Source organism: Phreatobacter stygius (genome assembly GCF_005144885.1).
GTDB lineage: Bacteria > Pseudomonadota > Alphaproteobacteria > Rhizobiales > Phreatobacteraceae > Phreatobacter > Phreatobacter stygius.
This window is the reverse complement of sequence record NZ_CP039690.1, coordinates 2,670,922-2,683,936: the sequence shown is the minus strand read 5'-3', so window position 1 is coordinate 2,683,936 and position 13,015 is coordinate 2,670,922. Positions and strand designations below refer to the sequence as shown.

Below are 13,015 nucleotides of genomic sequence, written 5' to 3'. Positions count from 1 at the left end.
CAAATTCATATCGTCAATATTGATTCAGGTAATCAATATATTATGCCCGGACCTGAAAGCCATGACGCTCGACCGGTTCCTCGACGCCAACACCGCTGCCGCCATGCTCGGCATTGCCCGGGCCAGCCTTTATGCCTATGTCAGCCGCGGCCTGATCCAGGCGCGTCCGGACGTCGACGATCCGCGGCGAAGCGTCTACCGGGCCGCCGACATCGCGCGGCTGGCCAAAACCAAGGCGCGCGGCCGCAAACCCGAGCAGATTGCCGGGGCAAGCCTCGACTGGGGGCCACCGGCGCTGTCGTCGGGCATCACCTTGATCGAGGACAACCGCCTGTTCTATCGCGGCCGGGATGCGGTCGAGCTCGCCAAGGCCGCAACGGTCGAGGACGCCGCGCGCCTGCTCTGGCAATGCGAACCGAACGACCCGTTCGCCGATACGTCCGACCTGCCGGCGCCGGCCATGGCGGCTGGCGCGCATCCGATCGATCGCTGCCTTGCGCTGTTGGCCGAGCGCGGTGTCAACACGCGCATGATCTGGCAGCGCGATATACGCCGGCTGTGGCCCGAGGCGGCCACGTTGCTGCGCCTGATGGCGGCTGGCGTCACCGGTACCGCGACAGGTCCGCAGCCGATCCACCTTCAGATGGCCCATGCCTGGGGCGTCGGACCCGCGGATGCGGAGATCATCCGCGCCGCCATGGTGCTGCTGGCCGACCATGAATCGAACGCCTCGGCTTTCGCGGTCCGGGTCGTCGCCTCCACCGGGGCCTCGCTGACGGCCTGTCTCCTCGGCGGCCTTGGAGCGCTGTCCGGGCCGCTGCACGGCGGTACGACCAGCCTGGTCGAGATCCTGTTCGACGAAGCCGAACGTATCGGCGACGCCACCCGGGTGGTGGAAGAACGGCTGAGACGCGGCGACCGGCTGCCGGGCTTCGGCCATCCGCTCTATCCGGGTGGCGACCCGCGGGCGCGGGCCTTGCTTGCGCTGCTGCCGGCCGACCCGACGCGCGCGGCGCTGATCGCGGCGATGGACGAAATCGGCCGGCGCGATCCCAATATCGATTTCGCGCTGGTTTCGGCCTGCCGGGCGCTGCGGCTCGCCGCGGGCTCGGCTCTGGCCCTGTTTGCCGTCGGCCGCACGGTTGGCTGGATCGCCCATGCGCTGGAACAGCAGCAGGACGGCACGCTGATCCGCCCGCGCGCCCGCTATGTCGGGCCGCAGCCGGTCGAATGATGCGATCCGGCCCGGCTCAGGCGCGGCGCGCCTGGCCGATGAGACCGGACAAGGCAGCGATCAGCCAGCCGGCGATCAGCACGACACCGCCTGACGGCGCCGCCATCGGAAACGCCGCCGCGCCGGAATAGGCGCGCCAGCCGAGATCGCCGGAAAAGAGCAAGACACCGACGATCAGGCCCCAGGCGGCGACCACCGACGTGGGAGCGTGCAACACACCCGCCCTGCCGCCGATCGCAAGCGCGAGAATGGCCGGGGCGTGCAGCGACAGCATGCTCGCGGCCACGTTCAGGCTGGTGCCGGCATAGGCATGGGTTGAGAGGGCAGCGAGCACAACGCCTGCCGCGCCGATCAGGGCGGCGAGGCAGGTGATCAGGCGGGTGGCAATCATGGCAGGCTCCGGCAATGGCGCGCTGACGCGACCTGCCGCCCTCAGAGCATCAGAAGCAGCCGCGCGCAAATCAATCCTGGCATGAATGGCGCGCTTGGACGGCGCCTCTCGACCTCCGCGCTGTTCGCGTTTAGTTCTTGGGGTCATGTCCGCGCGCTCGACCGAGACCCTGAAGGACGCGACCGTGCTGCCGGAGCGCTTCGGCGGCTGGTTCGCCAGCCGTGGCTGGACGCCCCGAGCGCATCAACTGCAGCTTCTGGCGCTCGGCCGGACCGGACGATCGGTGCTGCTGGTGGCACCGACCGGAGCCGGCAAGACGCTGGCCGGCTTCCTGCCGAGCCTTGTCGAGTTGAGCGCGGCCAGGCCACGCGAGCGCTCCGGCCTGCACACCCTCTATATCTCGCCGCTGAAGGCGCTGGCCGTCGACGTTGCGCGCAATCTGTACAAGCCGGTTGCCGAGATGGGCCTTGCCATGCGCATCGAGACGCGGACCGGCGATACGCCGGCGGCCAAGCGGCTGCGCCAACGTGCGGATCCGCCGCAGATCCTGCTGACGACACCCGAGCAGCTGGCCCTGTTGATCGCCAGCGCCGACGCGCCCCTTCTGTTCGCTGGCCTGAAGCGCGTCGTGCTCGATGAATTGCACGCGCTGGTCACGTCGAAGCGCGGTGACCTCCTGTCGCTTGGCCTGGCGCGCCTGTTCGAGCTGGCCCCCGATCTCCAGGCCGTCGGCCTGTCGGCAACCGTTGCCGATCCCGCCGATCTCGCGCGGTTCCTGGTGCCACAGCATCGAAGCCGGCCACTTGCCGAAATCGTCGTCGCGGAAGGCGGCGCGCGCGCCGATGTCTCCATGCTGGAGACACGTGCGCACCTGCCCTGGTCTGGCCATTCGGCGAAACATGCGCTTCACGAAATCTACGAGGCGATCAAGGTCCATCGCACCACGCTGGTTTTCGTCAACACCCGCTCACAGGCGGAAATGCTGTTCCAGTCGTTGTGGGGCATCAATGACGACGGCCTGGCGATCGCCCTGCATCACGGCTCCCTGGATGTCGCCCAGCGCCGGCGGGTCGAGGACGCCATGGCGGCAGGCCGGCTGAAGGCGGTCGTCTGCACCTCGTCGCTGGATCTCGGCGTCGACTGGGGTGATGTCGACCTCGTGCTGAATGTCGGCGCGCCAAAGGGGGCGAGCCGGCTGATGCAGCGGATCGGCCGGGCCAATCATCGGCTCGACGAAGCCTCACAAGCGGTGCTGGTGCCGGCCAATCGCTTCGAAGTGCTGGAATGCCGTGCGGCCCTCGAGGCCGTGCGCGACGGCGCGCAGGATACGCCACCGCTGCGCACCGGCGCATTCGACGTGCTGGCGCAGCATATTCTGGGCACCGCCTGTGCAGGACCCTTTGCCGCGGCGGCGCTTTATGGGGAGGTGCGAAGTGCCGCGCCCTATGCCGACCTCGCCCGAGCCGATTTCGACGATGTCCTGGCCTTCGTCGCCACCGGCGGTTATGCGCTGAAGAGTTACGAACGCTTCGCCAAGATCCGGCTCGGCAAGAACGGCCTCTGGGCCCTGTCCCACCCGAAGCTCGCCACCCAATACCGGATGAATATCGGCACCATCGTCGAATCGACCATGTTGAAGGTCAGGCTCGTCCGCTCGGCGCGCCAGCCGAAACACGGCTATGCCGGGCCGATCGCCCGCGGCGGCCGGGTTCTCGGCGAGATCGAGGAATATTTCATCGAGGGCCTGGTGCCCGGCGACACCTTCCTGTTCGCCGGCGAGATCCTGCAATATGACGCTCTGGTCGAAGACGAGGTCTACGCATCGCGCTCGTCGTCGAAAGAACCGAGAATTCCGGCCTATTCCGGCGGCAAGTTTCCGCTCTCGACCTTCCTGGCCGACAGCGTCAGGCGCATGCTGTCGGATCGGGCCGCCTGGAAGGAGCTGCCGCGTCCCGTCGCCGACTGGCTGGAGCTGCAGCGCCGGGTCTCGGTGATCCCCGGCCGGGACGAATTGCTGGTCGAGACATTTCCCCGTGCCGCCAAATTTTATCTCGTGGCTTATCCCTTCGAAGGCCGCCTGGCGCACCAGACGCTTGGGATGCTCTTGACCCGCCGGCTCGAGCGCGCCGGCATGAAGCCAATGGGTTTCGTCGCGACCGACTATTCGCTGTCGGTCTGGTGCCTGGCCGATATCGGCCAGGCCATCGCCAGTGGTCGGCTGTCAATGGCGGCGCTGTTCGACCAGGACATGCTGGGCGACGACCTGGAAGCCTGGCTCGCCGAAAGCCAGTTGATGAAGCGCATGTTCCGCGCCTGCGCGGTCATCTCGGGCCTGATCGAGCGGCGCCATCCAGGCAAGGAAAAGACCGGCCGGCAGGTCACCCTGTCGACCGATCTGGTCTATGACGTGCTGCGCCGCCACGAACCGGGCCATATCCTGCTACGAGCGGCGCGCGCCGATGCGGCAACCGGGCTTCTCGATATCGCCCGCCTTGGCCAGATGCTCTCGCGCATCAAGGGGCGAATCGTGCACAAACGGCTTGAACGAATATCCCCGCTCGCCGTGCCGGTCATGCTGGAAATCGGCCGCGAGCCGGTGCATGGCGAAGCCGCCGACGCGATCCTCGCCGAAGCCGAGGCCGATCTTCTGGCCGAGGCTGGCCTCGGAGCATGACCTGATGACCGCCGCACCGGCCCGGAAACTCGCCGAAACCATCATACCGGTCGCCGACCAGGCCTTTGTGGTCGACTGTTCCGGCGCGCTCTGGTGGGACGACAGGCAAACTCTCGTCGTCTCCGACCTGCACCTGGAAAAGGGCTCGAGCTTTGCCGCGCGCGGCGTCCTGTTGCCGCCTTATGATACGGCCGCGACGCTTGCCATGCTGGCCCTGGCGCTTGACCGGTTTCGCCCGCGCCGGGTCATTGCGCTCGGCGACAGCTTTCACGACGGCGGGGCGCTCGACCGGATTGCCGACAGCGACCGCACAGCCCTCGGCGACCTGCAGCGCGGCCTGTCCTGGATCTGGATCGAGGGCAATCACGACGAGGCCTTGAGCGGCATCTTGCCGGGCGAGCACGCCACAACAATCGACGAGCAGGGGCTGGTCTTCGTTCACCAGCCCTCCTCCAGGCCGGCCCGCGGCGAAATCGCCGGGCATTTTCATCCCTGCGCCAAGGTGCGCGGCCGCGGCCGCGGCATCAGGCGACGCGCCTTCGCCAGCGACGGGCAAAGGCTCGTCATGCCGGCCTTCGGCGCCTATACCGGTGGCTTGAACGTGCGCAGCGGCGCCATTGAAGCGCTGTTCCCGCGGGGGTTTTCCGCTTTCATGCTGGGCGACGAACGGATCTACACGTTCCCGCAGGCGCATTGCCTGCCGGACTAGGCCTTAAGCCGTGACCGTCTCGAACTGGATCAGGCGGGCGCCAGTCTGCGGTCCCGACCGAGACGAAACACGCCCGGACGGGGCCGGCTTCGAAGGTGTTTCACGTGAATCATTTCATGAGCCGCGCCGATAGACCCAGACACGCGCCGGCGGAATATTGCGCCAGACCCGGTCCGACGGCTCGGCCGCAAAGTCGGCGCCCTTCAACGGCACCGGCGACACCACCGCATAGGTGAACTGGATGAAAGGCGCGCCCGGCTTCATCAGGCCGAAGGCGTCATGCAGCAGCTTCAGGCGTACCGGCTCCGGCCGGGTGACCAGCGGCAGGCCGGACACAACCGCGTCGGCAGGACCCGAGAGCTTGCCGGCAAGCGTCCGGCCAAGCGCATAGGCATCGCCATGGACAACGGTTGCCTGGGGAAAACGTTCGCGCAACAGACGGCAGAACTCCGGGGAATATTCCACCAGCACCAGGCGTGCGGGATTGACCCCGCGTTCGACCAGCGCAGCGGTGACCGGCCCGGTGCCCGGCCCAAGCTCGATCACCGGCCCGGTTCCGGCCGGGTCGACATAACCAGCCATCCGGCGCGCGAGAACCGGGCCGGACGGCGTCACTGCACCCATCCGGAGCGGATTCTTGAGCCAGTTTCGAAGAAAACGAGCTTCGTCATCGTGCCGCTGATCGGAGCGGTTGCGCACGATGGCCCGGCTCGTGGGCGTGCGATCGACCATTGAAAGGTCCGACAAAAAAGGGCCCGTTGCGGACCCTGTCATGGTTCGGTCATTCGTATCGGGATGTCCGCGGGGGGTCAAGAACCGCCGATCAATCTCGGTCAGCCTGGTTCAGGCTTGGGTAAGATGTCGTACCAGATCGCCTTTTCGCCCATTTCGGCGATGAAAGCCGCATGAGCGACCATGGCTTCGACCGACAGGCGGGGAGCGAGCGGCTGCTCCCTTGGACTGGCAACCCCCGATCCGGTGGTCGCGCGGGTTGCCGAGCGCCGCGAATCAGCCAGCACGAGCGACGTCTGCCGGCCGCCGATCAGCTCGATATAGACATCGGCCAGCAATTCGGCGTCGAGCAGCGCGCCGTGCTTGGTGCGTTTCGAATTGTCGATGCCGAAACGCGAGCAGAGCGCATCAAGACTGTTCGAGCCGCCGGGAAACTTGCGGCGCGCCATGGTCAGCGTGTCGAGCACGCGGTCCATGCCAATCGGTTCGCGACCCGCCCGCTTCAGCTCGGCATTGATGAACCCCATGTCGAAAGAGGCATTGTGGATGACCAGCTTTGCGCCGTCGGCAAAGCTGATGAAGTCGTCGACCACGGCGGCGAAGACCGGCTTGTCCCGGAGAAACTCCGCCGACAGGCCGTGGACGCGGAAAGCCTCCTCCGGCATGTCGCGTTCCGGATTGATATAGACGTGGAAGGTCCGGCCGGTCGGGAACTGGTTGACCAGCTCGATGCCGCCGATCTCGACCAGCCGGTCGCCACGCAGGGGGTCGAGCCCGGTCGTTTCCGTGTCGAGAATGATCTCGCGCATCAAATTCTCCCGCGGCTGCCGGCGAAGGCCCTGACGACCGCCTGCACCTGGCGGCGGGCGGCGTCGAAACCAAGGCCGGTATCAACAATGATGTGGGCGCGCCGGCGCTTTTCGGAATCAGGCACCTGCCGCGCCAGAATGGCATCGAGCTTGTCCGCCGTCATCCCCGGCCGGGCCAGCACGCGGGCGCGCTGGACCTCGGCCGGCGCGGAGGCGACGACCACCGCGTCGACATTCGCATCGCCGCCGGTCTCGAGCAGCAGCGGCACGTCGAGCACCACCAGAGAACGGCCTTCGGCCCGGCATCTCGCCAGAAATCTCTGCTTGGCCTGCTGCACCAAGGGATGGACGATCGTCTCCAGCTTTTTCAGCGCATCGGGTTTGCCGAGCACGGCGGCGCCAAGCTTGACGCGGTCGACGACGCCGTCCGCCGTAACGCCCGGGAAGGCGCTTTCGATCAGCGCCACCGCCTCGCCCGAATAAAGCCGGTGGACGACGGCGTCGGCATCGTGCACCGGGATGCCGGCGTCACGAAAGAAACCCGAGGTCGTCGACTTTCCCATACCGATCGAGCCGGTCAGTCCCAACACAAGCATTTCAAGATCCTCTGACGTCGGCCGCGACCAGGTCATACAGGTCCCTGGTGACGACAGGCGTCACGCCGAACCAGCGGATGAAGCCCGGTATCGCCTGATACAGCAGCATGCCGAGGCCGCCGACCGTGCGATGCCCGCGTGCCGCCGCCTGGACGATCAGTTCGGTTTCCAGCGGCACATAAACGATGTCGGTGACGATCGCGGTGGCCTTCAGACCGTCGAGCGCCAAGTCGAGCGGTGGCTGTCCGGCCATGCCAAGCGCCGTCGTGTTGACCAGGAGGTCGGCCGTCGGCAAAGCCCTGGCAACCTCGTTCAACCCGATGGCGCGAACCCGCGGACCAAATTCGGCGGCAATCGCCTCGGCCTTGCCGAGCGATCGATTCGCCACCGTAATCGTCTCGACACGACGCGACAGCAGGCCGTGGACAATGCCGCGCGCAGCACCGCCCGCGCCCAGAACCAGGCCATGGCCGGTGAGGTCCGGCCAGCCGGGGACCTCGGCATCAAGGCTCGAAAGAAAACCGGAAACGTCGCTGTTGGTGCCGTGCAAACGGCCATCGGCAAGCCAGATCGTATTGGCGGCGCCGAGCGCCGCCGCTGACGGATCGACCTCGTCGAGCAACCCGAAGGCTGCCTCCTTGTGTGGCAGGGTGACGTTGCAGCCGACATAACCGCGATCGGCCAGGCCGCGCAGGAACCGGGCGAAATCGGCCGGCTCGACGCTTTCCTGGACATAGTCCCCGGCAATCTTGTGTTCGGCCAGCCAATAGCGGTGGATCATCGGCGATCGGCTGTGTTTGACCGGCCAACCGACGATGCAGGCGCGTTTCATGATGGAACAAGATCCTGTTTTCGCAGCGCCGCCAGCAGCGGCAGCAACGGCATGCCGAGAATGGTGAAATAGTCGCCCTCGACCCGATCGAACAGCTGAATGCCGAGCCCCTCGAACTGATAGCAGCCGACCGACTTCAGCACCTCGTCACCCATGTCGGCGAGATAGGCTTCGAGGAAGCCATCGGAGAATTTCCGTACATGCATGGTGGCCGAGGTGACGGTCGCGAAGGTCAATTCACCATCCCGCGCCAGCGCCACCGCCGAGTGCAGGTGGTGGATTCGCCCGCGAAACGATAGAAGCTGAGCGCGCGCCGCAGCGACCGTGGCCGGCTTCGAAAAGCGCTGGGTGCCGAGCGCCAGGGTCTGATCGGCACCGATCACGATCCGGCCGGGCATCTGCAGGCTCACCGTCTTGGCTTTCGTCTCGGCCAGGAGACGGGCGACCTCGGCCGGGCCGAAGCCCGCGGCGCTCCAGGTCTCGTCCAGGGCGCGCTCGTCAATATCGGCGGCAACCAGTTCGGTCCTGATGCCGGCACCGGCCAGCATGGCGGCGCGCGCCTTCGATTTCGAGGCCAGGACGAACATGGTCACGAACCATCCCGGTCGGCGAGGGCCCGCCGGTGATCTTTGAGATAGGTAATGATGGCCGCCGCGGTCTCCTCGATCGACCGGCGGGTGACGTCGATCATCGGCCAGCTCTTCGCCGCGAACAGGCGGCGCGACAGCGTGATCTCCTCGGCCACCGCTGCCCGATCGACATAGCTCGATTTGTCCTGGGTGGCGTTGAGACTGAGAATCCGGTTTTCCCGGATCTGCACGATCCGCTCGGGGCTGGCGAACAGGCCAACCACCAGCGGTTTTTTCAAAGCCTCGATATTCGGCGGCAAGGGGATGCCGGGCACCATCGGGATATTGGCTGTCTTGACGCCGCGATTGGCCAGATAGATCGAGGTCGGCGTCTTCGAGGTCCTGGACACGCCAACCAGCAGCACGTCGGCCTCTTCCCAATTCTCCGGCAATTGGCCGTCATCATGCATCATCGTGTAGTTCAGGGCGTCGATGCGCAGGAAATATTCGGCATTCAGCACATGCTGCGCGCCAACCCGTGGGGTCGAGGCGGCCCCCAGATAGTTCTGGAACATCGACAGGACCGGCGCCAGAACCGACATGCAGGGACAGCCGAATTCGCGGCATTTGCCTTCCAGGCGATCGGACAGCTCATGATCGACCAGGGTATAGAGCACGATACCCGGATTGTTCTCGATTTCCGAGATCACACGGTCGAGCTGTTTCTGCGATCGGACCAGTGGATAGACATGCTCGATCGCCGAAACCGTCGCATATTGCACGGCCGCGGCACGCCCGACGGTCATCAGCGTTTCGCCGGTCGCGTCTGAAACGAGGTGCAGGTGAAAATAGCTTTCGTGTCGCTGGGTCATCAGCCTCGCCCGGGGACCCGCGTTGTATGCGGCTGTGGATGATTGCGGACAAGGCCATGCCAAACCGAGGACGGCAAGACCTTTCGCGTGAAACGTCCCGCCGCCATCCCCAGCTTGTCACGACGGGATATCGAATCCATGCCTGTCCGGGATTGCCGCCGAGCATGGTCGAACGCGGCTCGGGATGTCGCTGGAAAGCAGAACGAAACCAAAGGGTTGTCAAACCGGGCGCAATTGGCTCAACGCATTTGGCACGCACCGGCGATGGCCGAATAGCCTTTGGATAGCTTGTGGACGAATTTGGCTTCCCCTAATCCAAGGCCAAGGAATCATAAAAGACTCTCTTTAAGAATAGTCTTGAGGGGAGTGAAGGAAGACAGGCACCCTGGTGACAAAGTCCCTCCTCTCCGTCCTGAAGGGCGACCGGCAACCGACCCCGCCGATCTGGATGATGCGCCAGGCCGGACGTTATCTGCCGGAATATCGCGCCCTGCGCGCCGAGGCGGGATCGTTCCTGAACCTGTGCTTCAATCCGGAAAAGGCGGCCGAGGTCACCCTGCAGCCGATCCGGCGTTTCGGTTTCGACGGGGCGATCCTGTTTTCCGACATCCTGGTCGTGCCCCATGCGCTTGGTCAGCGGGTAACCTTCGAAGCCGGCGAGGGCCCAAGGCTCGATCCGGTCGCCGACCGCGAGGCTCTGAAGAGGCTTTCCGATGATCTCGATGGGACGATCGTGGAGCCGGTCTATGAGACCGTTCGTCAGGTCAAGGCGGGCTTGCCCCAGGATGTGACCTTGCTCGGCTTCTGCGGGGCGCCCTGGACGGTGGCGACCTATATGATCGCCGGCCGAGGTGGCGAGGATCAGATGGCTGCCCGGCTTTTCGCTTATCGCGATCCGGCCGGCTTCGCCCTGCTGATCGACCGGCTGGTCGAGGCTTCGATCAGCTATCTCGTCGGGCAGATCAGGGCCGGCGCCGACGCGGTGCAGATCTTCGACACCTGGGCGGGGATTCTGCCGGCGTCGGAATTTGCACGCTGGTCGGTTGAACCAACCGCGCGCATCGTCGCCGGGGTCAAGCGGGCCGTGCCTGGCGTGCCGGTCATCGTTTTCCCGAAGGGTGCGAGCTTCCGGCTCAAGCTGACGGTCGACGGCACGCAGGCCGATGCGGTCGGTCTCGATTGGACTGCGGATGCCGACTTCGTCAGGCGCGAGATCCAGCCGAAGGTTGCGGTTCAGGGCAATATCGATCCTCTGGTGCTGCTCGCCGGCGGTGATGCGCTGGAGCAAGCTGTCGATCAGGCGCTTTCCGATTATGCCGGCGGCCGCTACGTCTTCAATCTCGGCCACGGCATTCTGCCACCGACACCGATCGCTCATGTCGAGCAGATGATTGCGCGGGTTCGCGCCTGGAGGTCGTGATGGCCGGGCCTCGAATGACCGGCGCCGATCGGGCCAGGCGGGCGCTGACGGCGCTGGCTATCACCACGGCCTCGGCCTTTGGGCTTGCCTGGCTCGCGCCGGCAAGCGCAGTGCTCTGGATCAAGGCCTTCCATGTGATCGCGGTGATCTCGTGGATGGCCGGCATGCTCTATCTGCCACGGCTTTTTGTTTATCACTGCGCTGCCGCGCCTGGCTCGGAGGCTTCCGAGACGTTCAAGACGATGGAAGCCAGGTTGCTCGAATATATCATCAACCCGGCGATGATCATGACCTGGGTCCTGGGGCTCTGGCTCGCCTGGTCGAGCTTCGGCTTCCGGGGCGGATGGCTGCATGCCAAGCTGGCGCTGGTCTTCGCCCTGTCCGGGGTTCACGGCTATTTCGCCGGCGCTGTGCGGGCTTTTGCCGAGGATCGCAATAGGAGAAGCGCCAGGCACTGGCGTGTCATGAACGAGGTGCCGACGATGATCATGATCGCGGTGGTGATTCTGGTGGTCGTCAAGCCGTTTTGAGCCGGCCACCGGCCGGTCCGGGGCGCCGGCAAACTCGGCGCCGGCAGGGCTTGCAATTGCCAAGCGCAACGCTTATTCCATGGGCGCCTCCCAAACGCAGACAGGGTCATCTGCAGTAGCACCGTTGCGTGCCGCTCCTTGATCCGGATAGAGGCCTCCCCGGCCCCGCATTCCCTCGCGATCTGCGACTTTCATTCCCTCCTCCTTACGGTGCGGTTCCGGTTCATTTTTGTTCCGCGCCCTCGGCCGTCCCACCCCTTTGCGGTTCCGATGCAGCAGATCAAACTCCAAGACATCAAGACCAAATCGCCCACCGAGCTCCTGGCTTTCGCCGAAGAGCTGCAGGTTGAGAATGCCTCGACGCTGCGCAAGCAGGAGATGATGTTCGCCTGCCTGAAACAGCTGGCGGCACAAGACATTGAAATCATCGGCGAAGGTGTCGTCGAGGTGCTGCAGGACGGTTTCGGCTTCCTGCGCTCGCCGGACGCCAATTATCTCGCCGGCCCGGACGATATCTACGTCTCGCCCTCTCAAATCCGCCGGTTTGGTCTTCGCACCGGCGATACGATCGAGGGCCAGATCCGTTCGCCGAAAGAAGGCGAGCGCTATTTCGCGCTGCTGAAGGTCAATCTGATCAATTTCGAGGAGCCGGAAAAGGCCCGTCACAAGGTCAATTTCGACAATCTGACGCCGCTTTACCCGAACCAGCGGATCAAGCTCGAAAACGAGGATCTGACCAAGAAGGATTTCTCGGCGCGCGTGATGGATGTGGTCGTGCCGATCGGCAAAGGCCAGCGCGCGCTGATCGTCGCGCCGCCGCGGACCGGCAAGACCGTGCTGCTGCAGAACATCGCGCAGTCGATCACCCGCAATCATCCGGAATGTTATCTGATCGTGCTGCTGATCGACGAGCGGCCCGAAGAAGTCACCGACATGCAGCGCTCGGTGAATGGCGAGGTGATTTCCTCGACCTTCGACGAGCCTGCGACACGTCACGTTCAGGTCGCCGAAATGGTGATCGAGAAGGCGAAGCGCCTGGTCGAGCATGGACGGGACGTCGTCATCTTGCTTGATTCGATCACCCGGCTCGGCCGCGCCTACAACACCGTCGTGCCGTCCTCCGGCAAGGTGCTGACCGGTGGTGTCGACGCCAACGCCCTGCAGCGCCCGAAGCGCTTCTTTGGCGCCGCCCGCAATATCGAGGAAGGTGGCTCGCTGACGATCATTGCGACCGCCCTGATCGATACCGGCAGCCGCATGGACGAAGTGATCTTCGAAGAGTTCAAGGGCACCGGTAACTCGGAAATCATCCTGGACCGCAAGGTTGCCGACAAGCGCACTTTCCCGTCGATCGACATCACCCGATCCGGCACCCGCAAGGAAGAGCTGCTGGTCGCGCCCGACATTCTGAAGAAGATGTATGTGCTGCGCCGCATCCTCAATCCGATGGGCACGGTCGACGCGATCGAGTTCCTGCTCGACAAGTTGCGCCAGACCAAGACCAATGGCGATTTCTTCGATTCGATGAACACGTAGGGCCTTACCGATTCGCAGGCGAAACAACCTGTGCGAGTCCTGGCGGCCCATATGACCACCGATTCGTATGCGGAACGATGCTCACGGCGACAACGCCGTGGGTGAATGCCA

The 13,015-nt window shown here is 65.0% G+C and carries 13 protein-coding genes; 6 read left to right on the top strand and 7 right to left on the bottom strand.

Annotated elements, in window-relative coordinates:
* The first annotated feature begins 61 nt into the window (after nt 1-61).
* Nucleotides 62-1,234 carry a citrate synthase gene (locus E8M01_RS12310; RefSeq protein WP_136960391.1) on the top strand — a complete coding sequence of 391 codons (1,173 nt, stop codon included), beginning with the start codon at nt 62-64 and terminating at the stop codon, nt 1,232-1,234.
* A gap of 16 nt (nt 1,235-1,250) precedes the next feature.
* Here the strand turns inward: E8M01_RS12310 and E8M01_RS12305 are convergent, their stop codons facing one another.
* Nucleotides 1,251-1,625: a DUF423 domain-containing protein gene (locus tag E8M01_RS12305; RefSeq protein ID WP_136960390.1), complete on the bottom strand. Its 375-nt coding sequence runs from the start codon at nt 1,623-1,625 to the stop codon at nt 1,251-1,253.
* A 145-nt stretch (nt 1,626-1,770) separates the two neighbouring features.
* On the opposite strand from E8M01_RS12305, the gene E8M01_RS12300 reads away from it, so the two are divergent.
* Both E8M01_RS12300 and pdeM read left to right on the top strand, forming a co-directional pair.
* Nucleotides 1,771-4,299, top strand: a complete 2,529-nt coding sequence (locus tag E8M01_RS12300) for a ligase-associated DNA damage response DEXH box helicase (protein ID WP_136960389.1) — start codon at nt 1,771-1,773, stop codon at nt 4,297-4,299.
* A gap of 4 nt (nt 4,300-4,303) precedes the next feature.
* Nucleotides 4,304-5,008, top strand: coding sequence for a ligase-associated DNA damage response endonuclease PdeM (gene pdeM, locus E8M01_RS12295; protein WP_136960388.1), 705 nt, complete (start codon nt 4,304-4,306; stop codon nt 5,006-5,008).
* Nucleotides 5,009-5,122: 114 nt separating this feature from the next.
* On the opposite strand, the gene E8M01_RS12290 is transcribed toward pdeM, so the two are convergent.
* The 6 genes from E8M01_RS12290 to E8M01_RS12265 all read right to left on the bottom strand — a co-directional run bounded on the left by E8M01_RS12290 (nt 5,123) and on the right by E8M01_RS12265 (nt 9,418).
* The gene (locus tag E8M01_RS12290) at nt 5,123-5,740 is read right to left on the bottom strand and encodes a class I SAM-dependent methyltransferase (protein WP_136960387.1); all 618 of its coding nucleotides are present in this window, start codon (nt 5,738-5,740) and stop codon (nt 5,123-5,125) included.
* A gap of 101 nt (nt 5,741-5,841) precedes the next feature.
* Complete coding sequence (gene dnaQ, locus E8M01_RS12285; RefSeq protein WP_136960386.1) at nt 5,842-6,549, bottom strand: DNA polymerase III subunit epsilon; 708 nt, start codon at nt 6,547-6,549, stop codon at nt 5,842-5,844.
* Nucleotides 6,549-7,145 carry a dephospho-CoA kinase gene (gene coaE, locus E8M01_RS12280; protein WP_136960385.1) on the bottom strand — a complete coding sequence of 199 codons (597 nt, stop codon included), beginning with the start codon at nt 7,143-7,145 and terminating at the stop codon, nt 6,549-6,551. Before coaE ends, dnaQ begins: the two co-directional genes overlap by 1 nt.
* Before the next feature lies 1 nt (nt 7,146).
* Nucleotides 7,147-7,977: a shikimate dehydrogenase gene (locus E8M01_RS12275; RefSeq protein WP_136960384.1), complete on the bottom strand. Its 831-nt coding sequence runs from the start codon at nt 7,975-7,977 to the stop codon at nt 7,147-7,149.
* Nucleotides 7,974-8,564: a Maf family protein gene (locus tag E8M01_RS12270; protein WP_136964586.1), complete on the bottom strand. Its 591-nt coding sequence runs from the start codon at nt 8,562-8,564 to the stop codon at nt 7,974-7,976. Before E8M01_RS12270 ends, E8M01_RS12275 begins: the two co-directional genes overlap by 4 nt.
* A gap of 2 nt (nt 8,565-8,566) precedes the next feature.
* Complete coding sequence (locus tag E8M01_RS12265; protein ID WP_136960383.1) at nt 8,567-9,418, bottom strand: pyruvate, water dikinase regulatory protein; 852 nt, start codon at nt 9,416-9,418, stop codon at nt 8,567-8,569.
* A 388-nt stretch (nt 9,419-9,806) separates the two neighbouring features.
* Here E8M01_RS12265 and hemE point away from each other — a divergent pair, with 388 nt between their 5' ends.
* From hemE to rho, 3 genes are all read left to right on the top strand, one after another.
* Nucleotides 9,807-10,838: a uroporphyrinogen decarboxylase gene (hemE, locus tag E8M01_RS12260; protein ID WP_136960382.1), complete on the top strand. Its 1,032-nt coding sequence runs from the start codon at nt 9,807-9,809 to the stop codon at nt 10,836-10,838.
* Complete coding sequence (gene hemJ, locus E8M01_RS12255; RefSeq protein ID WP_136960381.1) at nt 10,838-11,368, top strand: protoporphyrinogen oxidase HemJ; 531 nt, start codon at nt 10,838-10,840, stop codon at nt 11,366-11,368. Before hemE ends, hemJ begins: the two co-directional genes overlap by 1 nt.
* 270 nt (nt 11,369-11,638) lie before the next feature.
* A complete protein-coding gene (rho, locus tag E8M01_RS12250) occupies nt 11,639-12,904 on the top strand; it encodes a transcription termination factor Rho (protein WP_136960380.1) in 1,266 nt (421 codons plus the stop codon).
* Nucleotides 12,905-13,015: the final 111 nt, after the last annotated feature.

What these genes read in the sequence shown, in the direction of transcription:
- E8M01_RS12310 (WP_136960391.1), top strand. Translation starts at nt 62, where the DNA reads ATGACGCTCGACCGGTTCCTCGACGCCAACACCGCTGCCGCCATGCTC.
- E8M01_RS12305 (WP_136960390.1), bottom strand. Translation starts at nt 1,625, where the DNA reads ATGATTGCCACCCGCCTGATCACCTGCCTCGCCGCCCTGATCGGCGCG.
- E8M01_RS12300 (WP_136960389.1), top strand. Translation starts at nt 1,771, where the DNA reads ATGTCCGCGCGCTCGACCGAGACCCTGAAGGACGCGACCGTGCTGCCG.
- pdeM (WP_136960388.1), top strand. Translation starts at nt 4,304, where the DNA reads ATGACCGCCGCACCGGCCCGGAAACTCGCCGAAACCATCATACCGGTC.
- E8M01_RS12290 (WP_136960387.1), bottom strand. Translation starts at nt 5,740, where the DNA reads ATGGTCGATCGCACGCCCACGAGCCGGGCCATCGTGCGCAACCGCTCC.
- dnaQ (WP_136960386.1), bottom strand. Translation starts at nt 6,549, where the DNA reads ATGCGCGAGATCATTCTCGACACGGAAACGACCGGGCTCGACCCCCTG.
- coaE (WP_136960385.1), bottom strand. Translation starts at nt 7,145, where the DNA reads ATGCTTGTGTTGGGACTGACCGGCTCGATCGGTATGGGAAAGTCGACG.
- E8M01_RS12275 (WP_136960384.1), bottom strand. Translation starts at nt 7,977, where the DNA reads ATGAAACGCGCCTGCATCGTCGGTTGGCCGGTCAAACACAGCCGATCG.
- E8M01_RS12270 (WP_136964586.1), bottom strand. Translation starts at nt 8,564, where the DNA reads ATGTTCGTCCTGGCCTCGAAATCGAAGGCGCGCGCCGCCATGCTGGCC.
- E8M01_RS12265 (WP_136960383.1), bottom strand. Translation starts at nt 9,418, where the DNA reads ATGACCCAGCGACACGAAAGCTATTTTCACCTGCACCTCGTTTCAGAC.
- hemJ (WP_136960381.1), top strand. Translation starts at nt 10,838, where the DNA reads ATGGCCGGGCCTCGAATGACCGGCGCCGATCGGGCCAGGCGGGCGCTG.
- rho (WP_136960380.1), top strand. Translation starts at nt 11,639, where the DNA reads ATGCAGCAGATCAAACTCCAAGACATCAAGACCAAATCGCCCACCGAG.